This is a genomic window from Caldovatus sediminis (assembly GCF_014644455.1).
In the GTDB taxonomy this organism is placed as follows: Bacteria; Pseudomonadota; Alphaproteobacteria; order Acetobacterales; family Acetobacteraceae; genus Caldovatus; species Caldovatus sediminis.
In genome coordinates, this window is the sequence record NZ_BMKS01000002.1 from 157,365 (window position 1) to 180,386 (window position 23,022).

At 75.5% G+C, this 23,022-nt stretch carries 22 protein-coding genes and 1 tRNA gene; 17 read left to right on the forward strand and 6 right to left on the reverse strand.

Features of this window, described 5'->3' with window-relative positions; all coding sequences use genetic code 11:
* Window positions 1-407 precede the first annotated feature (407 nt).
* Both IEX99_RS03535 and IEX99_RS03540 read right to left on the reverse strand, forming a co-directional pair.
* The gene (locus IEX99_RS03535; RefSeq protein WP_188898545.1) at window positions 408-713 is read right to left on the reverse strand and encodes a DUF6295 family protein; all 306 of its coding nucleotides are present in this window, start codon (window positions 711-713) and stop codon (window positions 408-410) included.
* Window positions 714-724: 11 nt separating this feature from the next.
* Window positions 725-1,474 carry a dienelactone hydrolase family protein gene (locus IEX99_RS03540; protein WP_188898547.1) on the reverse strand — a complete coding sequence of 250 codons (750 nt, stop codon included), beginning with the start codon at window positions 1,472-1,474 and terminating at the stop codon, window positions 725-727.
* Window positions 1,475-1,794: 320 nt separating this feature from the next.
* Here IEX99_RS03540 and IEX99_RS03545 point away from each other — a divergent pair, with 320 nt between their 5' ends.
* A complete protein-coding gene (locus IEX99_RS03545; RefSeq protein ID WP_188898549.1) occupies window positions 1,795-2,616 on the forward strand; it encodes a CheR family methyltransferase in 822 nt (273 codons plus the stop codon).
* Between the two features lie 148 nt (window positions 2,617-2,764).
* On the opposite strand, the gene IEX99_RS03550 is transcribed toward IEX99_RS03545, so the two are convergent.
* Window positions 2,765-2,840: transfer RNA gene (locus IEX99_RS03550), tRNA-Thr, on the reverse strand.
* Window positions 2,841-3,145: 305 nt separating this feature from the next.
* Here IEX99_RS03550 and IEX99_RS03555 point away from each other — a divergent pair.
* From IEX99_RS03555 to IEX99_RS03570, 4 genes are all read left to right on the forward strand, one after another.
* The gene (locus IEX99_RS03555; protein WP_188898551.1) at window positions 3,146-4,141 is read left to right on the forward strand and encodes an efflux RND transporter periplasmic adaptor subunit; all 996 of its coding nucleotides are present in this window, start codon (window positions 3,146-3,148) and stop codon (window positions 4,139-4,141) included.
* Complete coding sequence (locus tag IEX99_RS03560; RefSeq protein ID WP_229677786.1) at window positions 4,138-5,382, forward strand: ABC transporter permease; 1,245 nt, start codon at window positions 4,138-4,140, stop codon at window positions 5,380-5,382. Before IEX99_RS03555 ends, IEX99_RS03560 begins: the two co-directional genes overlap by 4 nt.
* Entirely contained in the window at window positions 5,379-6,083 is a 705-nt protein-coding gene (locus IEX99_RS03565) for an ABC transporter ATP-binding protein (protein ID WP_188898553.1), read from the forward strand. Before IEX99_RS03560 ends, IEX99_RS03565 begins: the two co-directional genes overlap by 4 nt.
* Before the next feature lie 87 nt (window positions 6,084-6,170).
* Complete coding sequence (locus IEX99_RS03570; RefSeq protein WP_188898555.1) at window positions 6,171-7,250, forward strand: AMP-binding enzyme; 1,080 nt, start codon at window positions 6,171-6,173, stop codon at window positions 7,248-7,250.
* 43 nt (window positions 7,251-7,293) lie between these two features.
* Here the strand turns inward: IEX99_RS03570 and IEX99_RS03575 are convergent, their stop codons facing one another.
* Entirely contained in the window at window positions 7,294-8,949 is a 1,656-nt protein-coding gene (locus IEX99_RS03575) for a S10 family peptidase (protein ID WP_188898558.1), read from the reverse strand.
* Window positions 8,950-9,522: 573 nt separating this feature from the next.
* Here IEX99_RS03575 and IEX99_RS03580 point away from each other — a divergent pair.
* The 9 genes from IEX99_RS03580 to IEX99_RS03620 are packed head-to-tail and all read left to right on the forward strand — an operon-like array spanning window position 9,523 to window position 17,883.
* Window positions 9,523-10,899 carry an oxidoreductase gene (locus IEX99_RS03580; protein WP_229677787.1) on the forward strand — a complete coding sequence of 459 codons (1,377 nt, stop codon included), beginning with the start codon at window positions 9,523-9,525 and terminating at the stop codon, window positions 10,897-10,899.
* Entirely contained in the window at window positions 10,883-12,091 is a 1,209-nt protein-coding gene (locus tag IEX99_RS03585) for an ABC transporter substrate-binding protein (protein ID WP_188898562.1), read from the forward strand. The genes IEX99_RS03580 and IEX99_RS03585 overlap by 17 nt, the downstream gene beginning before the upstream one ends.
* A 7-nt stretch (window positions 12,092-12,098) precedes the next feature.
* Window positions 12,099-12,563, forward strand: a complete 465-nt coding sequence (locus IEX99_RS03590) for a MaoC family dehydratase (protein ID WP_188898564.1) — start codon at window positions 12,099-12,101, stop codon at window positions 12,561-12,563.
* Entirely contained in the window at window positions 12,560-14,203 is a 1,644-nt protein-coding gene (locus IEX99_RS03595) for an acyl-CoA synthetase (RefSeq protein WP_188898566.1), read from the forward strand. Before IEX99_RS03590 ends, IEX99_RS03595 begins: the two co-directional genes overlap by 4 nt.
* Entirely contained in the window at window positions 14,200-14,598 is a 399-nt protein-coding gene (locus IEX99_RS03600; RefSeq protein WP_188898568.1) for a RidA family protein, read from the forward strand. Before IEX99_RS03595 ends, IEX99_RS03600 begins: the two co-directional genes overlap by 4 nt.
* A 9-nt stretch (window positions 14,599-14,607) precedes the next feature.
* Window positions 14,608-15,474, forward strand: coding sequence for a branched-chain amino acid ABC transporter permease (locus IEX99_RS03605; protein ID WP_188898570.1), 867 nt, complete (start codon window positions 14,608-14,610; stop codon window positions 15,472-15,474).
* Window positions 15,475-15,477: 3 nt separating this feature from the next.
* Entirely contained in the window at window positions 15,478-16,416 is a 939-nt protein-coding gene (locus IEX99_RS03610) for a branched-chain amino acid ABC transporter permease (RefSeq protein WP_188898572.1), read from the forward strand.
* Entirely contained in the window at window positions 16,413-17,189 is a 777-nt protein-coding gene (locus tag IEX99_RS03615; protein WP_188898573.1) for an ABC transporter ATP-binding protein, read from the forward strand. The genes IEX99_RS03610 and IEX99_RS03615 overlap by 4 nt, the downstream gene beginning before the upstream one ends.
* Window positions 17,179-17,883, forward strand: a complete 705-nt coding sequence (locus IEX99_RS03620) for an ABC transporter ATP-binding protein (protein ID WP_188898575.1) — start codon at window positions 17,179-17,181, stop codon at window positions 17,881-17,883. Before IEX99_RS03615 ends, IEX99_RS03620 begins: the two co-directional genes overlap by 11 nt.
* 33 nt (window positions 17,884-17,916) lie before the next feature.
* On the opposite strand, the gene IEX99_RS03625 is transcribed toward IEX99_RS03620, so the two are convergent.
* Window positions 17,917-18,768 (reverse strand): creatininase family protein, encoded by an 852-nt coding sequence (locus IEX99_RS03625; RefSeq protein ID WP_188898577.1) that lies wholly within the window; start codon window positions 18,766-18,768, stop codon window positions 17,917-17,919.
* A gap of 304 nt (window positions 18,769-19,072) precedes the next feature.
* On the opposite strand from IEX99_RS03625, the gene IEX99_RS03630 reads away from it, so the two are divergent.
* Window positions 19,073-20,236 (forward strand): LLM class flavin-dependent oxidoreductase, encoded by a 1,164-nt coding sequence (locus tag IEX99_RS03630; protein ID WP_188898579.1) that lies wholly within the window; start codon window positions 19,073-19,075, stop codon window positions 20,234-20,236.
* Between the two features lie 282 nt (window positions 20,237-20,518).
* On the opposite strand, the gene IEX99_RS03635 is transcribed toward IEX99_RS03630, so the two are convergent.
* A complete protein-coding gene (locus IEX99_RS03635; protein ID WP_188898581.1) occupies window positions 20,519-21,151 on the reverse strand; it encodes a YcbK family protein in 633 nt (210 codons plus the stop codon).
* Between the two features lie 585 nt (window positions 21,152-21,736).
* On the opposite strand from IEX99_RS03635, the gene IEX99_RS03640 reads away from it, so the two are divergent.
* Both IEX99_RS03640 and IEX99_RS03645 read left to right on the forward strand, forming a co-directional pair.
* Window positions 21,737-22,444 (forward strand): FHA domain-containing protein, encoded by a 708-nt coding sequence (locus IEX99_RS03640; RefSeq protein ID WP_188898583.1) that lies wholly within the window; start codon window positions 21,737-21,739, stop codon window positions 22,442-22,444.
* Between the two features lie 179 nt (window positions 22,445-22,623).
* A complete protein-coding gene (locus IEX99_RS03645; protein ID WP_188898585.1) occupies window positions 22,624-22,932 on the forward strand; it encodes a hypothetical protein in 309 nt (102 codons plus the stop codon).
* Window positions 22,933-23,022 lie beyond the last annotated feature (90 nt).

Below are 23,022 nucleotides of genomic sequence, written 5' to 3' on the forward strand. Positions count from 1 at the left end.
GATGGCGACGACGGATCGGAGACATCCTCGCCGCCATGCGGAACGGCAGGGCTGCCGGCGGTCGGCGCCGCCCGCGCCGCGGCGCCGCGCGAGCACCCCCCTCCGCCGCTCTGGCGCCGACCATGCCGGCGCCGCAGCGCCGGCCCCCGCCGCCGGCGACGATCCTCGCTCCGAGGCGCCGCAGGCGCCCGGGCTCGCCTCGCCGATCACGCGGCGCCATGCGCCGCCTTCGCGGATGCCGCGACACGCCGCCAACCGGCCAGCTCGTGACCGCGAGCCTCCGGCGCCCGGGTCCCCCGACCGCCGAAGCGGGGCGCCTCCCCGCATGCCCGCGCCATCCGGAATACCCCGGCGGCCGCGCGATGCGCGCCGTTCCGGCGCACCCGCGCACGGGTCTCATCGGTGGGTCACGCGATCCGGGCGAGGCTGAGGGCGGCGCCCTTGCCCCTGACTTCCGCTTCCTCGAACTCGGCGGCGGCGATCGCCCGGTCGAGCGCGGCGCGAAGCGCCCGCGCGCTCTCCAGTGTCATCTCGATCCCGGCCCGCGCCTCGGGGCCGAGCCCGGTGTTGAGGAAGTCCAGGGTGATCACGTCGCCGAGCGGCGCGTGGCGCGCGTGATCGTAGGCGACCACCGCCAGCGACAGCGGGAACCACTCGTCCCCGCGCTTCGCCATGCCCTCGGCGCGCACGATCTCGACGATGGAGGTGCACATGGCCGGACCGCCTACTTCGCCAGGTGCTTGCCGAGGAAGGCGAACACCTTGCTCCACCCGTCCATCGCCTGCTCGGGCCGGTAGAGCGGCCGGTGCCAGTAGAAGATGCCGTGGCCGGCCCCGTCGTAGCGATAGAACTCGTAGGTCTTGCCGTGCTTCTTCAGCTCCGCCTCGTGCTGGTCCACCTGCTCGGGACTCGGCGCGCGATCCTCGTTGCCGAAGATGCCGAGGAGCGGACAGCCGAGGTCCTTGGTCATCTCGATCGGCGCGACCGGCGTCTTGGCGTTGAGCTCCTCCGGGCCCATCACCACGCGGCCGCCCCAGAGGTCGACGCAGGCGTCGACGTCCTTCCGCTGGCAGGCGTAGATGAAGGCGTGCCGCCCGCCGGAGCAGGAGCCGAAGATGCCGACCTTGCCGTTCAGGTTCGGTTGCGCGCGCATCCACGCCACGGCGGCCGCGGTGTCGCCGACCATCTGGGCGTCGGCGATGCCGCCCTCGGCGCGCACCTTGGCGGCGACGTCGTCCGGGTTGCCCTGGCCCGCCCGTTCGTAGAGGTTGGCGCAGATCGCGAGATAGCCGTGGTGTGCGAAGCGGCGCGTCGTCTCGATGTAGAACTCGCTCCAGCCCGGCAGGTGGTGGACCAGCACGACGCCCGGAAAACGCCCGGGGCCGGAAGGCTTCGCCACATAGGCGGTGATCGGGGTGCCTTCGTGGCCCGTGAGGGTCACGTTCTCGCAGGTCATGCCTCGGTAGAAGGACATCGATCTTCCTCTATGCGCGTGGGTCTCGGGCCTCGGCCGGGCCATCGGGGCGCCGCGCCATCATCGGCCAACGGGTCGAGCCCGCTCCGCCGCCGGAGAGCGTCGCCGCGCCAGTATTCGGCGATCGCAAACCGGACGCAACAAGAGCCGGGCGTCGGACGCCGCGGCACGCGCCCCGGCGGGGGCGTCCTCGGGCGGGCGTCCGCGCGTGATCGCCGTCGTCGTGCGTGCGCGAGGGACAGCGGCGGCGCCGGGGGCGGGCGGGCGGGCGCCGCCCCGACCGCCTTCGACGCATGGCGGAGGTGACCTCGTACGGCGGGATGAGGGACGCGGACTGCGCGGCTTTCCTGCAGTGGTGCCTGCCCCGGCTCGGGCTGCGCTGGGCGGGGTTCCGCAGGGTGCGCGGCACGGTCTGCAAGCGGATCGCGAGGCGCATCCGCGCCCTCGGCCTGGCGGATCTCGAGGCGTACCGCGCCCGGCTCGAGGCCGATGACGACGAGTGGCAGAGGCTCGACGCCCTGTGCCGGATCCCGATCTCGCGGTTCTGGCGCGATCGGCGCGTCTTCGACAGCCTCGCCCACGACGTGCTGCCCGCGCTCGCCGCGGCGGCGCGGGACCGCGGCGATCGGAGCCTTTCCATCTGGAGCGCCGGCTGCGCCTCGGGGGAGGAACCCTACAGCCTGCGCCTCGCCTGGCGCGTGGATGCGGAGGCGGCCTTCCCGTCCCTCGGCATCACGATCGTGGCGACCGACGTCGACGAGACGTTGCTCGCCCGCGCCAGGGCGGGGCTCTACCGGCGCGGCTCGCTGCGGGACCTGCCCCCGCGCCTGGTCGGTCTCGCGTTCGAGGTGTCGGACGGCCTCTACCGGGTCCGCGAGTGGTTGCGGCGCGACGTGACCTTCCTTCGGCAGGACATCCGTCGGGATCTCCCCGACGGGCCGTTCGACCTGATCCTGTGCCGCAACCTGGTCTTTACCTACTTCGACGGCGTCCTCCAGACGGAACTGCTCGATCGGGTCTGCCGGCGACTGCGGCCGGGAGGGGCGCTCGTGATCGGCGTGCACGAGTTCCTGCCGGCATCCGGATCGCCCCTCGCGCGATGGGGCGTGTCCGGCCCGATCTACCGGTTCTTGCCGTCCTGATCCGTCGGCGGGCCCGCACGATCGGGCCGGCCATCGCGGTCGCCCCGGCGGCCCCTCCGACGCCGGGGGCGAACCTGCGGTTCGCCCGGCTTCGCCGCATGGGCGGTGGGCCGCCGCCATGCCGCGGGACGATCCCGGATGCGCCGGGTGGTGCTGGCGCCCGGACTCGAACCGGGGACCGCTCGATTACGAATCGAGTGCTCTACCAACTGAGCTACGCCAGCATCCGGCCCCCGCCCCGGGGCGCGCCGTCCAAGCCGCTGATTCCGCAGCGCTTATATCGGGACACGGTGCGGTGACGCAACATGTCCCGGCCTGCCCGGCGGGCCCAGCGGCCGGCGCCCTGCCCGGCCCGCGAGATCCGCCCGCGGAGCGGCGGTCCGGGCGCCGAAGCGTGTCGGCGCGCGTTCCGGCTTGATAGCCGCGTCGCGCCGCCCGGGCAACGCCCCGCGGCCTCGGCTTCCGTCCGCCCCGCGATCCATCCGCCGCCCTCGCGTGCTACACCCTGCCGCCACCACGGTCCGGCCCGATGCGTCGCCTGCTCCTCGTCCTGCCGATCCTCGCCCTCGCCGTTGCCGGCCTCGCCTGGTGGCGCGCCCTGCCGCCGGCCGTGGCGATCGCGCTCGCCACCACCGGCCCGGCCGTGGAGGCGGTCTATGCCACCGGAAGCGTCGAACCGGTGCAGTGGGCCAGGGTCGGCCCGGTCCTGCGCGGCCGCGTCGTCGCCGTGCTCGTCGAGGAGGGCGAGCGCGTCGCGCCCGGCCAGGTCTTGGCCCGCCTCGACGACCGCGAGGCCCGCGCCCGCGCGGACGAGGCCGAGGTCCGCGCCGCCCTGGCCGCCGAGGAGCTCGCCCGCGTCCGCCCCCTGGTCGCGAGCGGCGCCGTCTCCCGCGCCGAGTTCGACCGCCGCGAGAGCGAGGCGCGCGCCGCCCGCGCCATCGCCGAGGCGGCCGCCCGCCGGCTCGACGACTACGTGGTGCGCGCCCCCGCCGCCGGCGTCGTGCTCCGCCGCGACGCCGAGGTGGGCGAGGTGGTGGACACCACGGCCGCCCCGTTCTGGGTCGGCGAGACCCGCCCGCTGCGCGTCACCGCCGAGGTGGACGAGGAGGACATCGTCCGCGTCGCCGTCGGCCAGCGCGCCCTGCTGCGCGCCGACGCCTTCCCCGGCCGGGTGATGGAGGCGGAGGTGGCGCAGATCACGCCGATGGGCGACACCGCGCGCAAGTCCTACCGCGTCCGCCTCGCCCTGCCCGACGACACGCCGCTGCGCATCGGCATGACCGTCGAGGCCAACATCGTGCTGCGCGAGGACCCCGAGGCCGTGCTGGTGCCGCCGCGCGCCGTGGTCGAGGGCGGGCGCGTCTTCGTCGTCGAGAAGGAGATCGCCCGTGCCCGTCGCGTCGAGCCCGGCGTGCAGGGCCCGCACGCGACCGAGATCCGCCGCGGCCTCGCCGCCGGCGAGGCCGTGGTGCTCGACCCGCCGCCGCGGCTGCGCGACGGCCAGCCCGTCCGGCTGACGCCGTGAGGCTGCTGCTCGACCTCGCCCGCGGCATGCTGGCGCGGCGGCGGCGCCAGACGCTGGTCTCGGTACTCGGCGTGGCGCTCGGCGTCGCCTTCTTCATCGCCACCGCGGCGCTGATGCGGGGCTTCCAGACCTACTTCATCAGCCAGATCATCGACGTCGCGCCGCACGTCACGATCAAGGACGAGATGCGCGACCCGCCGCCCCAGGCCGCCACGCTGGCGCATCCGGAGGGTGCGGTCGCCATCGCCGGCGTGCGGCCGCAGGACCGCGTGCGCGGCATCCGCGCCGCCGGCGACAAGCTCGCCATGCTCGAGGCGATGGAGGGGGTGGCCGCGGCGCCGGTGCTGACCGGCCAGGCGCTGCTGCGCTACGGCTCGCGCGACGTCTCGGTCAGCATCGTCGGCATAGACCCGGCGCGGCACGCGCGCGTGTCGAACATCCAGAAGGACATGACGCAGGGCCGGCTCGACGACCTGCGCGCCACCGCCAACGGCCTGGTCATCGGCGAGGCGCTGGCGCGGCGCCTCGGCGTCGGCGTGGGCGACACCATCGCCGCGATCTCGCCGCGCGGCGTGGCCCTTTCCATGAAGGTCGTCGGCCTGTTCCGCACCGGCATCCAGACGCTCGACCAGCAGCAGGGCTACGCGCTGCTCAAGGTCAACCAGGTCCTGCAGGACCGGCCGAACGTGGTCAACCAGATCCAGCTCCGCCTGCGCGACGTGACGCGCGCCGAGCCGCTGGCGCGCGAGATCGAGGCGCGCTTCGGCGACCGCACCGAGAGCTGGGAGGAGCAGAACCAGAACTTCCTGACCGTCTTCGTCATCCAGAACGCGGTCATGTACAGCGTGACCGGCGCGATCCTGCTGGTCGCGGCCTTCGGCATCTACAACATCATCTCGACCGTGGTGTACGAGAAGACGCGCGACATCGCGATCCTCAAGTCGCTCGGCTTCACCGAGCGCGACATCCAGCTCCTGTTCCTGGTGCAGGGGATGGTGGCGGGCCTGCTCGGCGCGGTCCTCGGCTGCGTGCTCGGCGCCGCGATGATCGAGGGGCTGGCGCAGGTGCGCTTCGGGGTCGAGGCGCCCTCCGGCACCGACCGCTTCATCCTGGCGCGCGACTGGCGGGTCTATGTCCTGGCCTCGGCCTTCGCGGTGCTCGCCGCCGGGACCGCGGCGGTGATCCCGGCGCGGCGGGCCTCGCGGCTCGACCCGGTGCAGGTGGTGCGCGGGGCGGCGTGAGCGACGGCCCGGCGGAGGCGCCGCTCCTCGCGGCCGAGCGGGTGACGCGCACGCTGCCGGAGGGCGTGACGCTGGTCGCCGACATCTCGCTCCGCCTCGCGCGCGGCGAGTTCGTCGCGATCACCGGCCCCTCGGGCTCGGGCAAGTCGAGCCTGCTCTACCTGCTCGGGCTGCTCGACCGGCCGACCGAGGGGCGCGTGCTGCTCGAGGGCCGCGACACCGCGGAGCTGGATGCGGAGGAGCTGGCCGCGCTTCGCCTCTCGCGCCTCGGCTTCGTCTTCCAGTTCCACTTCCTGCTGCCGGAGTTCAGCACCCTCGACAACGTGCTGATCCCGATCCGCCGCCTCGGCCGCCTCGGCGCCGCGGCGGCGCGGGCGCGGGCGATGGACCTCCTCGCCGCCCTCGGCCTCGACGCGGCGGCGGCGAAGCTGCCGGAGCAGCTCTCGGGCGGCATGCGCCAGCGCGCGGCGATCGCCCGCGCGCTCGCCAACGACCCGGCGCTGATCCTCGCCGACGAGCCGACCGGCAACCTCGACACGAGGAACGCCGCCGCGGTGTTCGACATCTTCGAGCGCCTGGTGCGCGAGGAGGGGCGCACCGTCGTCGTCGTCACCCACGACTCCGACCTGGCGCGGCGGACCTTCCGGCGCGTGCACCTGGTGGACGGGCGCGTGGTGCGCGACGGCCCGACCACCGGCTGAAGGATGGTCACGGGCCGTACGCCCTTGGCCACGGGGGCCTGTTCCTGCTAGCTGGCGGCGATGCCCGGAACGACCCGCCACGGGACCATGTCCGCCGCGCCGCCCCTCTTCGAGCGCGCCGCCGTGCTCAAGTCCGACGTCTTCTCGACGGTCGAGCGCGGCGTGGCGGTGACCGCCACCGGCGAGCGCCTGCCCGCGATCCGCCGCGACCTCTCGACCGCGCGCTGGTGGGCCTGGCCGCTCGCCCGGCACTTCGCCGCGCGCGAGGCGCGGGCGCTGCGCCGCGCCGCCGGCATCCCCGGCGTCCCCCCGCTGATCCACGCCGACCGGCGCACCGTCATCCGCGGCTTCGTGGACGGGCTGCCGATGCAGGCGGCGCGGCCGCGGGGCGACGCCGCCTTCTTCCGCTCCGCCCGCCGCCTGCTGCGCCGCCTGCGCCGCGCCGGCATCGCCCACAACGACCTGGCGAAGGAGCCCAACTGGCTGGTCACGCCGCAGGGCGAGGCGGCGGTGGTGGACCTCCAGCTCGCCAGCCTGCACCGGCCCGGGCGCAGCCGGCTGCTGCGCGTCCTCGCCTACGAGGACCTGCGCCACCTGCTCAAGCACAAGCGCAAGTACCACCCGGAGGGGCTGACCGCGACGGAGCGGCGCATCCTGGCGCGCAAGAGCCTGTTCGCGCGGCTCTGGATGCGGACCGGCAAGCCGCTCTACCGGCTCGTCACCCACCGCCTGCTCGGCATGCGCGACCGCGAGGGCGGCGGGCTGCGCCTGCTCGCCGACGGGCCGCGGATCGAGGCGGCGGCGCGGAGCCACCCGGCGGTGCGCGAGATCGCGGTCGTCGCCTTCCCCTTCCGCCGCGACGGCATCGGCCTGCATGCCTTCGTCGTCGCCGACCCGGCCGCGGCGCTCGACGCGGCGGCGCTGCGCGCCCACCTGCGTGCGCGCCTGCCGCCCGGCGTCGCGCCGCCGGAGCGCATCCGCCGCGTCCCGGCCCTGCCGCGCGACGCCGCGGGCGCGATCGCGCGGCCGATCCTGACGCTGATCGCCACCGGCCAGACCGACCAGCTCGCGCCGCTGATCGGCGGCGACGCGCCGTGCCGCGCCGCGGTGGAGGCGATCCTCGCGGCGCCGGACGAGGAGGCGGCGGAGCGGGCAGGCGGCGCCTGAGCCTCCGCCCGCCCGAACCTCCGCCGCGGACCGCCTGCGGCGCTCAGCGTCCCGCCGCGACGAGCGCCCGTGCCTCGGCGCGGAGCGCCGCCCGGGAGCCGTCGAGCGAATAGAACATGTGGCCGCCCGGGTAGGCCACGAGGCGGACGCGATCCCCGCCGGAGCGCTCCGGGATCTGGTCGAGCAGCAGCCGGGAGGCGAAGTAGGGCGTCACCAGGTCGAACAGCCCGTGCGCGACGACGACGCGCAGCCGCGGGTCCAGTGCGAGCGCGGTGCGCAGGCTGCTCATCGCCTCCGGCCGCGGGCCGCGCCCGCCGCCCCAGTCCCACTCCCGGGCGACCCGTCGGTTGAGCAGCCGGTACTGCCGCCCTTCCGGGCGCCATCCCAGGCGCTCGGCGTAGAGTCCGAGCATCGCCCCGGTGAGGGGCGCGAGCATCCCGTCCAGCACCGGATCGGGCCGCGGGCGCGCCTCCGCCGGAACCTCGGGGAAGGGGTCGAGGACCGTCACGCTGGCGTCATAGGGGCTGGCGACGCGGTCCCCGGCGCCGCCGATCGCGTGCAGGAACTCGGCCATGCCGACGCGCCCGCGGCGGCGGCGCACCAGCTCCGGGTCGAGCCCGGTGAGCGCGGCGACCCGCTCGCCGAGCCGCGCGGCCGCCTCGGCGTCGCGCTCGGCGCGCAGGAGGTCCAGCAGATAGTCGCCGGCCGCGTAACGCTCCGCCTCGGCGAGCGTCGCCCGGTCCACCTCCCCGCCCGCGGCGGCGCGGGCGGCGGCGGCCATGCTCGGCAGCCGCGCGACCCAGAGCAGGGGATCGAGGGCGGCGCTGCGCCCGCCGAAGTCGAGCGCCGGCGAGATCAGCACGAGGCCGTTCACGCCGATCCCCTGCTCCGACTGCAGCACCCGCGCCATCCGCGGCACGCGGAAGCCGCCGTAGCTCTCGCCGACCAGGAATTTGGGCGAGGCCAGGCGGCCGTGCTCCTCCAGCCAGCGCCGCACCACTTCCGCCAGCGATTGCACGTCGCCGTCCACGGACCAGAGCCGCCGCCGCGCCGCCTCCCCCGCGCCGGGGGCGAAGTCGCTGTAGCCGGCGCCGACGGGGTCGAGGAACACGAGGTCGGTGAAGTCGAGCCAGGTCTCGGCGTTGGGAACGGGCTCCGGCGCGGCGGAGGGCAGGGCCGCGTCGCCGGCGAGCGGCAGGCGCCAGGGACCGAGCGCCCCGAGCTGCAGCCACGCCGAGGAGGCGCCGGGGCCGCCGTTCAGCACGAAGCTCACCGGCCGCGTCCGCGGCGCGGCGCCTTCCAGCGCGTAGGCCAGGTAGGCGACGTCGGCCTGCGGCGTCCGCCCGTCGCGCGGATCGAAGAGGCGCAGGCTGCCGGCGGTCGCGGTGAAGGCGAGGGTGCGGCCGTCCGGGAGCTCGAGGACGTGGCGCGTCGTCGCATCCGCAGGCAGCCCGCCGCGGCGCCCGTTCTCGGCCGCGGCGCCGGCGGTCGCCGCCCGTTCCGGCGACGTCTCCGCGGGCGCCGGCCGCGCGCCGGGGCCCCGGGCGGCATCCGCGGACGGCTCCGGCGGCGGCAATACCTGCGCGGCCGCGGTGGCGGCGAGCGCGAGGGCGGCGAGCGTGGCGAGCCAGGCGGCGCGGAACCATCGCCCGGGGGCGGTCCGGTTCCGGCGGGTCTTCGGGTCGGGCGCGTCCGGCATCGGGCGATGCAAGGCGGCGGCGCGGTCCGCGGCAAGCCGCGTGTCGCCGCCGGAAGGACCGGCGCAAGCGGGCCGTGCGGGCGGGGGCGCGGGCCGAGGCGGGCCGTTCCGCGCTGCAGCCCTTGCCCGGGAGGCGCCGCGCGCGCGGGCGCGTCCGCCCGATTCCCGTCGCGACGCGGCCGCGCGCCAAAAGGGTGGGGGCGGAGCCGGCATCCATGCGCGGCGTGGTGCCGATGGCGGCCGCGTCCGGAACCGCCGCCATCGTGCGCTCGCGCCCGCGGCGCCGGGTTGGCCGCATGCGAGGGCGAGAGACGCGGATACGCGCGCGGCGACCCCGCGGCCGGCCCGGGCGGTCGTGGCCCTTCCAGTGCCACCGGCATCGGCTGCCACCGGAATCGGCGCCGGCCCGCCGTCGAGCCTCCGCGTGCCGTACGGCCACCCCCTTTACAGGAGGGGCCGCGCAGTCGTGGAATGCGGGCACAGCGCGGATGGAGCCGGGACGCGGATGCCCACCGTGGTCGGAAGGCTGCCGGGCCGGCGGAGCGTCGCGGCGGCGACGCGCGGCCGGGGGTGGTGACCATCAGCTATCTCGCACTGGTCGAGCGCGCCAGGCGCGATGGCTGCACGGCGCGCCTGCCCGACTTCCCGGATCTCGTCGTCACGGCAGCGGATCTGGACGCCTTGCCGGCCGCGGCCCGTGCCGCGCTCGAACAGTGGCTGCGGCAATGCGGCGGGGCGCCTCCTCCTCCAGGAGTCCACGCCGGGGCGGCGCGCGCGGCAGCGGCGCTGCGCGTCCCGGTCGAGGTGGCGGAGCGGCCGCGGCCGCGTTGCCTCTCGCCCTACGCGCTGCGCGGCATGCGCCTGGTCAACCGCCTCGTCGTCTCGCCCATGGCGCAGTACATGGCCGAGGACGGCGTGCCGGGCGACTGGCACGCGGTGCATCTCGGCGGCCTCGCGCTCGGCGGCGCCGGCCTGGTGGTCGCGGAGATGACCTGCGTCTCGCCGGAGGCGCGCATCACGCCGGGCTGCCCGGGGCTGTGGAACGATGCGCAGGAAGCGGCCTGGCGGCGCATCGTGGCCTTCGTCCACGCGCGCACCGAGGCGCGCATCGGCCTCCAGCTCGGCCATGCCGGGCGCAAGGGCTCGACGCGCCCGCTCTGGGAGGGCTTCTCCAGGCCGCTCGCCGAAGGCAACTGGCCGCTGCTCGCGCCCTCGCCCATCGCCTGGGCGGAGGGCAGCCAGGTCCCCCGCGCCGCGACCGAGGAGGACCTCGCCGGCATCGCCGCGCAGCACGCCGAGAGCGCACGGCGCGCCGCCGCCGCGGGCTTCGACCTGGTCGAGCTGCACTTCGCCCACGGCTATCTCGCCTCCTCCTTCCTCTCGCCGCTGTCCAACCGCCGCGCGGACCGCTTCGGCGGCAGCCTGGAGAACCGGCTGCGCTTCCCGCTGATGGTCCTCGGCGCCGTGCGCCGCGCCGTGCCGGAGGCGATGCCGGTGACGGTGCGCCTCTCCTGCACCGACTGGATCGAGGGCGGCTTCACGCCGGAGGAGGCGGTGCAGGCCGCGATCGCCTTCCGCGACGCCGGCTGCGACATGGTCGTCGCCTCCTCCGGGCAGACGGACCCGCGCTCGCGCCCGCCGGCCGGCCCGATGTGGCAGGTGCCCTTCGCGCGCCGCATCCGCGCCGAGGCGGCGATGCCGACCATGGCCGTAGGCGGCATCACCGAGCCCGAGCAGGCGGAGCAGGTGATCGCGGAGGGCGCGGCCGATCTCGTCGCGGTCGGGCGCGCCGCGCTCTACGATCCCTGGTGGGCCCGGCACTGGTCGCATGCGCTGCGCGCGCCGATGCCCTGGCCGCCGCCCTACGCCTACGGCGGGCACTTCGCGCGCCGCCACGTCCTCGATCCGCAGACCGTCGAAGGGAGGAAGCCCCATGATCACGCGTCGTGACCTCGCGGCGGGCGTGGCCGCCGCAACGGTGGTCGCCGGCGGGGCGCGCTCCGCCGCGGCGCAGGACCGCACCGGCGTCACCGACAGCGCCGTCCGGATCGGCGTGCTCGGCAGCCTCACCGGCGTGCAGGCGGTCTTCGGGCAGGGGAACCTCAGCGGCGCCCAGATCGTCTTCGACGAGGTCAACGCCGCCGGCGGCATCAACGGCCGGCGGATCGAGATCGTCTCGGTGGACGACGAGAGCAACCCCGCGCGCAGCATCGCCGGCTTCCGCCGCCTGGTGGACGACGAGCGGGTCTTCGCCGTGCTCGGTCCGTCCGCCAGCGCGATCGGCGCGGCGATGGAGCCGACGCTGCGCGCCGCCGCGCAGGTGCCGGTCTTCGTCTCGATCTTCTCCAGCCCCGTGGCCACCGAGCCGTTCAAGCGCAACGTGTTCCGCACGGGCCCGCTGAACGACCGGCTGCAGGGCATCGCGCTCGGCGACTTCGTGCTGGACGAGCTGCGCGGCACCAGGGTGGCGCTGGCGCAGCAGACCGACGAGTACGGCCGCCGCGGCGGGCAGAGCCTGACCGAGCGCCTGCGCGAGCGCGGCAGGCCGCTGGTCTCGACCGAGGTGTTCAACCTCACCGACACCGACTTCACCGCGCAGCTCCTGCGCATGCGCCAGGCCGAGCCGGACGTGATCGTGATCTACGGCTTCCCGGCGCCGGCCGCGACGATCACCCGCCAGGCGCGCCAGCTCGGCCTGACGGGGAAGATCATCGGCTCGAACGCGACCTCGAACCGCACCTATCCGCAGACCGTCGGGCCCGCCGCCGTCGGCGTGATGAACGTCATCACCCTCGCCGACCTGCCGGAGCGCGCCGACGATCCGCGCATGGCGGAGTACGTGCGCAAGTTCACCGCACGCTTCCCCGACCTCGCGCGGCAGAACCGGCCCGACCTCGGCGACTGCCTCGGCTACAACGGCGCGCTGGTGTTCGCCGAGGGCCTGCGCCGCGCCGGGCGCGAGCTGACGCGCGAGGGCTTCATCCGGGCGCTCGAGACCATCGAGAACTTCGAGACCGGCGTCGGCCTGCCCACCACCTTCGGGCCGGAGCGGCGCGAGGGGAACCTCCAGGCGCGCGTCCTCGAGTTCCAGCCCGATCTCTCGCGCAAGCTGATCGCGCCGCGCGTCGTGGCGCGGCTCTGAGGCCGCCATGGCCGAGGCGCCGCCGCAGCTCTGGTTCGAGGACTTCGCGCCGGGACAGTCCTTCCCCGGCGCGACCTCGGCCTGCACCGCCGAGGACTTCCTCGCCTTCGCGCGCATCACCGGCGACGCGCATCCGATCCACTACGACGCCGCCTACGCGGCGGGGACCCGCTTCGGCAGGCCGCTCGCGCACGGGCTGCTGGTCGCGGGCTACAGCGCCCTCGGCGCCACCCCGCTGTCGCGGCGGCTGGAGGAGAGCATGGTGGCGATGCTCGAGGTCGCCTTCCGCTTCCGCCGCCCCGTCTTCGCCGGCGACGTGCTGACCAGCCACTTCGAGGTGGCGGAGACGCGCCGCGACCCGGGGAAGGATTCCGGCGTGGTGCGCTTCCACGTCCGCCTGACCAACGCCAAGGGCGAGACGGTGATGGAGGGCAGCCACGCCTACCTGATCCGCGCGCGGGGCGCGGCATGAGCGAGGCGGCGGTGTGGGCCGAGGTCGTCGCGGCGCTCGGCTGGGCCGGGCGGGCGGAGGTGAACCTCGCCGTGACGCTGGCCGACCGCCACGCCGCCTCGGGCCGCACCGCGCTGCGCTGGGAGGGGCGCGACGGCGCGCGGCGCAGCCTGACCTTCGCCGAGCTGGCGGAGGCCTCGGCGCGCCACGCCAACCTGCTGCGCGGCCTCGGCGTCAGCCCCGGCGATCGCGTCGCCTGCATCCTGCCGCGGGTGCCGGAGGCGATCGTCGCCCTGCTCGGCGCCTTCCGGCTCGGCGCGATCCACCTGCCGATCTTCTCGGGCTTCGGCGCCGAGGCGATCGGCCGGCGCATCGCCGACGCCGGGGCGCGCGTCGTCGTCACCCACGCCGATGTGCGGGACCGGCTGCCGCCGCGCTGGGCGCATCCGGTCGCGGTGGTGACGGTGCCGCGCCCCGGCGGCGGCGGCGTCCCCCCGGGCGACGTGGACCACCGCGAGGCCATGGCCGCCGCCGCGCCGCATTGCGCGCCCGTGCCGCGCCGGCGCGACGACCCCGCGGTGCTGCTCTACACCTCGGGCTCGACCGGACCGCCCAAGGCGGTCGCCATCGCCACCAACTTCCCCGCCGCGGTCTGGCCGGCGCTGCGCCATGCCGGCGACCTGCGCGCCGACGACGCGTTCTGGCCGACCGGCGATCCGGGCTGGGGCTACGGCCTCGTCTGCTACGGCACCGCGCTCGCGCTCGGCTGCGGCGCGCACATGTGGGAGGCGAACCCGGCGCCGGAGGCGACGCTCGGCTTCCTCGCCCGCCACCGCATCACCAACCTGGCCACCGTGCCGACGCTGCTGCGCGGCCTGATGGCGCTCGGCGAGGACGCCGTGCGGCGCCCCGGCATCGCCGTGCGCAGCATCATGAGCTGCGGCGAGCCGCTGAACGCCGAGGTCGTCGCCTTCTTCCGCCGCGCCTGGGGCGTGACGCCGCTCGACCAGTTCGGCTCCTCCGAGCACGGCCTGCCGATCGGCAACCGCTTCGATGCGCGTGACGCGGTGCGTCCCGGCTCCATGGGCAGGCCGCTGCCGGGCCAGCGCATCGCCATCGTGGACGAGACCGGCGCGCCGGTGCCGCGCGGCGGCGTCGGCCTGATCGCCACCAGGCCGCCGCCCGACGGGCTCTACGCGCTCGGCTACTGGAACAACCCCGAGGCGGAGCGCGGCCTGCGCCGCCAGGGCTGGATCGTCACCGGCGACCTCGGGCGCGAGGACGGGGACGGCTACCTGTGGTTCGAGGGCCGCGCCGACGACGTCATCAAGAGCGCCGCCTACCGCATCGGCCCCTTCGAGGTGGAGAGCGCGCTGCTCACCCACCCCGCCGTCGCCGAGGCCGCGGCCATCGGCAAGCCCGATCCGGCGCGCGGCCAGATCGTCAAGGCCTTCGTCGTGCTGCGCCCCGGCTTCGCCGACAGCGCGGCGCTGCGCGAGGAGATGGCCGCCGCCGCGCGGCGCGCGCTCGGCGACCACGCCTACCCGCGCGAGATCGAGATCGTCGCCGAGCTTCCCAAGACCACCACCGGCAAGATCCAGCGCTACGTGCTGCGCCAGCGCGAAGCCGCGCGCCACGGAACAGGAACCCCCGAACCATGACCCGCTGCGAGGCCATCGTCCCCGGCCGCTGGTCGGACCGGCTGACCTTCTCGCCGGCGATCCGCGTCGGCAACCTGCTCTTCATCTCCGGCACCACGGCGACCGACGAGAACCTGCGGATCGTCGGCGTCGGCGACATCGCCGAGCAGACGCGCCAGATCTTCCGCAAGTGGGAGCCGATCCTGAAGGCCGCCGGCGCCGGCTTCGACAACATCGTCGAGACGACCGACTACTACGTCACGCTCGAGGGCTACGCCAGGACCGCCGAGGTCCGGCGCGAGTTCTTCCGCCCGCCCTACCCGGCGGCGACCGGCGTGCAGGTCGCCGGGCTGATCCGCAAGGACGCGCTGATCGAGATCAAGGGCATCGCGGTGCTCGACGCGGTGCGCGGCTAGGGCGGGATCGTGCTGGCGCAGATCCTCGTCTCGGGCGTCACGGCGGGCGCGGTCTACGCGCTCGTCGCGCTCGGCTTCGTCGTGCTGCATCGGGGCACGCGGGTGGTGCATTTCGGCCTCGGCGACCAGCTCACGCTGAGCGCCTACATCGTCGTGATCGGCCAGGTCTTCCTGGGCCTGCCCTTCGCCGCCGCCATCCTGCTCTCGCTCCTCCTTTCCGCCGGCTTCGGCGTGCTGATCGAGCGCGGCGTCATGCGCCCGCTGCGTGGCTCGCCGCTCCTCGTGATGATCATCGCGACGCTGGCGATCGGCGCCGCGGTCCGCGAGGGCCTGCGCGCCAGCATGGGGCCGCTGCCCTGGCCCGTGCCCTTCCTGCTGAGCCCGGCGCCCTTCACCCTGGGCGGCCTCGTCCTGGTGCCGGCGAACCTCGCCGTGGTCGGCGTCGCGCTCGCGGTGATGCTCGCGCTGTTCGCCATGCTGCGCTGGACGCGCTTCGGCCGCGCCATCGTCGCCGTGTACGAGAACCCGACGGGGGCCGCCATCGTCGGCATCTCCGTGCCGGGGGTGCATGCGCGCCTGTGGGGGCTCTCCTCCGTGCTCGCCGCCGTCGCGGGGATCCTGATGGCGCCGCTGATCACCCTCTCGCCCGACATGGGCACGATCGGCATCAAGGGCTTCGCCGCGGCGATCCTGGGCGGCTTCAACAGCCTGCCCGGCGCGATCGCGGGCGGCTTCCTGCTCGGCATCGTCGAGACCGGCGCCGGCGTCTACGTCTCGACGGCGATGAAGGACATCGTCTCCTACGCCCTGCTGATCGGCTGCGTGCTGCTGCTGCCGCGGGGGTTGTTCGGCACGGCCGAGGCGCGGAAGGTCTGAGGCATGGCGGCGCGGCTGCTCCTGCTCCTGCTCGCCGCCGGCCTGGTCGCGGTGCCCTTCGTCGCGCCGTCGCACCTCGTCTTCCTGGTGGCGACGATCGGCTCCACCGCGATCATGGTGGCGGGGCTCTCGATCGTGATCGGCATGGCGGGGCAGATCTCGATCGCGCAGGCGGCCTTCGCGGCGCTCGGCGCCTACGGCACCGCGCAGCTCGCCGCGCTGGGCGGCGTGCCGCACTGGATCGGGCTGCCGGCCGTCGCCGTCGCGACCGCCGGCCTCGGCTACCTCTTCGGCCTGCTCTCGCTGCGCGTCGCGGACCACTACCTGGCCCTGGCGACGATGGCCTTCGGCGCCATCGTGCAGCTCCTGCTGATCCACCTCGAGGACTGGACCGGCGGCGCGGTCGGCCTGCCCGTGCCGCCGCTAACGCTCGGCGGGCGCAGCCTGACGCGGCCGATCGAGCTCTACGCCGTCATCATGCCCTGCGCGGCGCTGACCGTGTGGTTCCTGCACGCGCTGATGACCTCGCGCACCGGCCGCGCCTTCTCCGCCCTGCGCATGAGCGAGGTCGGCGCGGCGGCGGTCGGCGTTCCCGTGCTGCACCACAAGGCCATGGCCTTCGCCCTCTCCGCCTTCTTCGGCGCGCTGGGCGGCGGCCTCTACGGGCTGCAGACCAGCTACCTCGATCCCGCGCAGTTCGGCATCCTCGAATCCGTGCGCCTGATCGCCATCGCCGTGATCGGGGGGCTGCTCAACCCCTTCGGCCCGGTCATCGGCGCGACGGTCTTCGTGCTGCTGCCGGAGACCATGGGCGCGCTCGGGCGCTACATGTCGCTCGTCTTCTCGCTGCTGCTGCTGGCCTTCATCATCGTCTCGCCGCGGGGCATCGCCGGCCTCGCCCCGCGCCTCCGCCCCCGCCCCGGAAGGAGGCGCGGGGGATGAGCGCGAGCCTGGTCGTCGAGGATCTCGGCATCCGGTTCGGCGGCCTCGTCGCGCTGGACGCCGTCTCGATGCGCGTCGCGCCCGGCTCGATCCACGCCGTGATCGGGCCGAACGGGGCGGGCAAGACCACCCTGCTCAACCTGGTGACCGGGCTCTACCGCCCGACCACCGGCCGCGTCGCGCTGGGCGAGGAGACGATCACCGGCCTGCCGCCGCACCGGATCGCCGCCCGCGGCGTCGCGCGCACCTTCCAGAACACCGAGCTCTTCGCCGAGCTCTCCGCGCGCGAGAACGTCCTCGTCGGCCTGCACCGCCATCTGCGCTACGGCATCGCCGCCGCGACGCTCCGCCTGCCCGGCTACCGGCGCGCCGAGCGCGAGGCGGCGCGGCGGGCGGAGCGGCTGCTGGCGCTCGTCGGCCTGCGGGAGCAGGCGGAGACGGCGGCCGGCGACCTCGCCCTCGGCCAGCAGCGGCGGCTCGAGCTGGCCCGCGCCCTCGCCACGCGCCCGCGCCTGCTGATGCTCGACGAGCCCGCCGCCGGCCTGCGCGCGTCGGAGGCCGACGAGCTGATCGGCGTGCTGCGGCGCCTGCGCGACGAGCTCGGCCTGACGCTGGTGCTGATCGACCACGTGATGCGCGTGGTGATGGGCGTCTCGGAGCGCATCACCGTGCTCAACCACGGGCGCAAGCTCGCCGAGGGCACGCCGGAGGAGGTGCGCCGGAACCCCGCGGTCGTCGCCGCCTATCTCGGGGGTGCGCCGCATGACGCTTGAGCTCGCCGGGATCGAGGCCGGCTACGGCGGGGCGCGGGTGGTGCAGGGCGTCAGCCTCGCCGTGCCGCCCGGGCGCATCGTCGCGCTGCTCGGCCCGAACGGGGCGGGGAAGTCCACGACGCTGCGCGTCGTCGCCGGCCTCCTGCGGCCGCGCGGCGGCGAGGTGCGGCTCGACGGCGAGCGGATCGCCGGCCTGCCGCCCGACGCGGTGCTGCGCCGCGGCCTCGCGCTCGTGCCCGAGCGGCGCGAGCTGTTCCCTTCGCTCTCCGTCGCCGAGAACCTCGACCTCGGCGCCTATGCGCGGCGCGACCGCGCCGGGATCGCGGCCGACCTGGAGATGGTCTTCGCCCTGTTCCCGCGCCTGCGCGAGCGCCGGACCCAGCCCGCGCGCACCCTCTCGGGCGGCGAGCAGCAGATGCTCGCCATCGCGCGCGGGCTGATGTCGCGGCCGCGCTACCTGCTGCTCGACGAGCCCTCGCTCGGCCTGGCGCCGCTGCTGATCGAGGAGATCTTCCGCAAGCTGGTCGAGATCCGCGCGCACGGCACGGCGATCCTGCTCGTCGAGCAGAACGCGGCCGCCGCGCTGCGGGTGGCGGATCACGGCTACGTGCTCGAGACCGGGATCATCCGGCTCGAGGGCAGCGCCGCCGCGCTCGCCGCCGACGACGCGGTGCGCGATGCCTATCTGCGCTGAGGCCCGGCGGGCGTCCGCGCCGCCCGCCCCGCGTCAGCCCACCACCGGCGGCATGCGCAGCTCGGCCACCGGCATGGCGCGGACCTCGGCGATGACCTCGGCGAGGCGCCCGGCGATCGCCGCCACCATCGCCCGCCCCTTCTCGGCCGTCGCGCGCGAGGCGTCGCCGGCCACGCCGTGGCGCGCCTCGGTGCGGGCGCGGAACTCCTCCGGCAGGTGGGGCAGCAGCACGCTGTCCCCGTCGAGGCGCGGGTCGAGCGAGAGGTGTCCGTGCCGCACGCGCCCGCTCTCGGCCGGCGTCGCCGCGGCCGTGAAGCCGCCGGCGTCGCGCGCCATGTCCACGAGGTGCGGGTAGTAGGCGAGGGCCATCGCGGTCTCCGATTCGCCGGCGTGGCCGAGCGTTCCCGGCCCTCCCTCGGCCAGCCCGCCGACGGCGCTGCGTGCCAGCAGCCCGGTGTCGGCGACGCCCGTCACCGCGCCGGTGCCGAGCCGCAGCTTCACCGCGGCGATCTCGAGCGGCGCCAGGTTGGCGACGCGGTTGCCGTTGACGAAGAGGACGCGCCGGAAGCCGTGCCGGACAAGGCACTCGCCGACGTCGATCGCGACCGCGGTGAGCGTCTCGGCGCGCAGGCCGATCGTGCCCGGGAAGGCCATGTGGCCGTGCGACCAGCCGTAGTGCAGCGGCGGGGCGACCAGGCAGCCGGCGAGTTCCGCCGCCGCCTGCGCCACCGTAACGGCCCAGCCGGTGTCGAGGAGCAGCGGGGCGTGGCGGCCGTGCTGCTCGGTCGCGCCGATCGGCACCAGCGCGACGTCGTCGCCGCGCAGGTGCTCCTCCACCTCGTCCCAGGAAAGTTCGTGGATCCAGACGCTGGGACGGCCGGGCATGCGCGCAATCCTCCGAATCGCCGGGACGCGCCGGGCGCCATGGCCGCATCGCGGGGGCGCCGCGGACGCGCCGGGCGGCGGTCCGGCGAGACTGCGTCCGCTCCGTCCGGATTGTAAAGACGGCGCCCCGGTGGCGGGTGCGGAGCGCGCTGCACGCCCCGCCGAGCGGGGACGGGCGCGTTGACCGTGCGCCACCCGTGGCGGAAGCTGCGCGGCCTCCGAGGAGCGCCGGCCCGCGACCGGGCGCCCTTCCTGCCGCCGGGCGGCACGGCCGCGGGCACGCACGATGACGGGAGAGAGCGCCTTGAAAGCTTCCCTCTTCTACCTGCCGAGCATCGGGAGCCGCGCGGAGATCGAGGCCGGCATGGCCGGCATGCGCGGCGACCTCTACCAGCGCATGCTGCGCGAGCTGTCGGAGCAGATCCGGCTCGCCGACGAGCTCGGCTACGATTCCGTCAGCTTCACCGAGCACCACTTCCACATCGAGGGCTTCGAGGTCTCCAACAACCCGGTGCTGCTCGACCTCTACTTCGCGATGCAGACGAAGCGCATCCGGGTCGGGCAGCTCGGCATCGTCCTGCCGGCGGCGAACCCGATCCGGGTCGCCGAGGACATCGCGATGCTCGACCACATGACGGGCGGCCGCGCCTGCGCCGGCTTCGCCCGCGGCTACCAGCGCCGCTGGGTGGACATCATGGCGCAGCAGGCGCACGGCATCCACGGCGCGCTGCCGAACCAGCACGACGAGATCGACGCGGCCAACCGCGCCGCCTTCGAGGAGAACTTCCGCATCGTCAAGAAGTGCTGGACCGAGGAGATGCTGACCCATGAGGGCAAGTTCTGGCGCATCCCCGCCGGCCCGACTCCGTGGGCGCTCGACACCACCGAGAAGTGGGGCAAGGGGGTCGAGGGCGGCATCCTGAAGGCGGTGGGCGTCGTCCCGAAACCGCTGCAGAAGCCCCACCCGCCGCTGTTCCAGCCCTTCGCGAGCTCCGAGAGCACGATCCGCTTCTGCGCCAAGGAGGACGTGACGCCGATCCTGCCCGCGATGCATCCGGTGCACGAGGAGAAGCTCTACAGCGTCTACGCCGAGGTGTCGGGCAGGCCGAAGGGCGCGGGGATGGGCGTCCTGCGCGACGTCATCATCGCCGACACCGACGAGCAGGCCATGGCGCTCTGGCGCGATTCCGGGCAGTTCGCCGGCCGCGCCTGGTTCGAGCCCTTCGGGTTCCGCAAGGGCCTCGCCGACCCCGCGACCGGGCGCTATCCGACGCCCGAGGAGATCATCGCGCAGGGCTACGCCTATGTCGGCACCGTGGACACGGTGCTGCGCGCGATGGAGGCCTCGCAGCGGCGGCAGCCGGTCGACTGGACCTTCTGCTACACCTACAACGCGCTGGTGCCGCACGACATCCTGATGCGCTCGATCGAGGCGTTCTGGACGAAGGTCATGCCGCGCTTCCAGTAGGCGCGCCGGACGGCCGAGCGGCGGCTCCGCCGGCCGGCCCGCGCCGCGAAGCGGTGGTCCCGAGGCGCGGCCGGGGGCCGCCCCGGGCTGCCCTCGGGTCTGCCGCACGCCATGCGCCGGCGGCGGAGCCCGACCGAGCCCCGGCGGGCCGTCGCGGCGTCGGTCCGCCGGGCGCCGCGACCGGGGCCGCGCGGCCCCGACGACTTCCGGTCGAGGATTTCGGGCTGCGGAGGAGCGTGCGGCGCCCCCGGGCCTCCTCGCGGCAGCCTGCCCGCCCCCGCGTCAGCGGCTCCGGCTGGCCTGGGCCCATGCCTCGGCGATGCGTCCGACGCGGTCGGTGGAAGGGGTGCCGCGCCGGCCGCCGCCGGCGGGACCTGACGGACCCCAGCGGCGCACCGGCCCGCTGTCGATGTGGACGAAGCCCTGCGAGGGATAGAGGCCGACCCCGCCCCGACCGAGGGCGGCCGCCGCCTCGCCGAAGGACGCCAGCCGCGCGGTGGGCACCTGCACGTCGAGCGCCCTCGCCTGCAGGTGCAGACTGTCCCCGGCGCCGCCGACCGCGACATTGGTGGCGGCGGTGCGGTATCCGGAGAGGATCACGAACTCGTCCATCCGCTCGCGCTGGCCGAGTTCCCAGAGGATGTCGATCGCCGCCGGATCGAAGGGGCGCCACCGCCCGCTGTGATGGTCGGCCAGCACGATGGAGAGCTCGCGCATCGCCGCCGGGTCGGTGGCGCGCCCGTCGTGGTAGGGTCCCGAGAACGCGGCTCCCGTCGCCGCGTGGCGGACGCGGAGCCGCCGGCCGGCGCCGGGCGGGGGACGCCGCAGGACCGAGCCGCCTGCGGCGGGACGGGGCGCGGCGAGGAGGAGCGGTGCGGGCAGGACCGCCGCGAGGAGGATCGATCGGCGCAGCATGCGATCCTCGCAAGCGCTGCCCGGCGCCGCCGGATGCGGAACTCGCGCGATTGCGACGTCGCCCCGCGACGCCCTGGCGGATTTGTGAGCCGGCGGCGCGCATCCCCCGGCCTTCCGCCGCCGACGGCGGGACCGCCCCGGTCAGAGGATGGCGCTCTCGCTGTCCGGGTGGAGCGGCGGGCCCCCGTTGGCGAGCCCGGATGGCGGCGCACCGCGGGCGTCGAAATGGCCCGCCTCCTCCGGCCTGGCGGCGCCCAGCCCGGGCCCTGGCGGCGCCGGTCCGGCCGATGGGTCGGCGTCGTCCGGCGAGCCCGGTGGCCCGACATTGTCGCGGATCGCGCGAGCCCGTCTCACCGCCTGCACGTCCCGCGCGGCGTCCGCCCCGCGGTCACGGCCCGGCTTCAGGACCTAGGCCCTGCGCCGGTGGGGCGGTCTCCTCGGGAACCGCCGCCCGATCGCGGCGTCGCGCCTGGTGCCGCCGATGGGGGGACGGCTTGCCGCAGGCCCGTATTTCGTGATGGTTCTCCGTTCGCTCCCCCAGGTATTGTGGTCCGCCCGACGACTTCTTCACGCGAGACCACCGCGATGACGGACGCCGACGCCGCGGCCCCGGATCCGGCCCCAGGCCGTCTGCCCTGGGAACTGCACCCCGCGCTCACCGCCGAGCGGCTGCGCATCTGCGCCCGCCTGCTGGCGAATGCGCGGCGCGACGCGCTCGCCATGGCCTCGCACGAGCTCGGCGACGACGCATGGAGCGTCGGCTGCCGCGCCTACGCCTTCAGCCGCCACCGCCTGCGTCGCACCGCCGAGGCCGGGCACCACGCCTGGCTCGGCGTGCTCGACGGCAGCCACCACTTCGTCTTCCTGATCGAGGACGTGCCGGTGCGCTTCTACCGCGGCCCCGCCGACGATCCGACGGAGCGCACGCTGCGGCGGCACGAGATCGAGTCGCAGCAGCTCTCGCTCGCGCTCGGCGAGCGGGCCGGGACGGACGGGCTGGTCTTCCGCTTCGCCGTCGAGACCGACGAGCGCGGACGGGTCGGGCGCGTCGTGTTCCTCGCCCTGCGCGGCGAGGAGGCGACCGAATGCGCCTGGCCGGTGCCGCTCGACAATCCCCTGCCGGCGTCGGAGGAGGGCAGCCGGCTGCCCGCGCAGCCGCGCCTGATCGCCGACGAGGGGCGGGACGCGCCGGCCGCGCCGGAGCGGGGCCCCCTTAACGGCGGCAGCCGGTTCCCCCTGCCGCGGCCGCGCCGGTCGGGCCGCCCGGGGCGGCGGCGCTCCGGCCTGCCGTAGGCGGAGCCGGGCGCCGCGCCGCCGGCGCGGACGGACGGGCCGAGACCTGATCGCGCCTTCCTGACGGCCGGTCGCTCCCTTGCGTCCTGCTTCGCCCGGCGGACCGCGCCAGGCTCTCGGGCGGACGATCCGTTCGGGCGGGCTGCGATGTTCCTCGCCCGCCTCTCGTCTCGTACGACGTGCTGCCGGTCAACCGCCAGCGCGCCATCGGCTTCATCCGCCGCGGAGGCGAGGCGGCGCGGGCCGCCGGCCTCGACAACCGGCTGCTCGTGCCGCTGACGCGCGGCCATGGCGGCGCGGCGCTACAGTTCGAGGTCGAGCCGGCCAGCCTCGACCAGCTCGAACCGGTGCGCCACCACGGCGGCGGTCCGGGCGGCGAGGACATCGGCGCGCGGATGCACGCCTTCAGCGAGATCCTTCTCGCTCCGCCCGCCGTCGAGATCCGGCGCATGGACCGGACGCCGGGGGCCCGGCCCGGCGGCTCCTGACGAGAGCGTGACCTCGGGCCCGGGGGCGCGGTTCCCCGGCGCTTTCCCTTGGCGCTGCCCGGGACCCCGGGAGTAGCGTCCCCCTCCCCG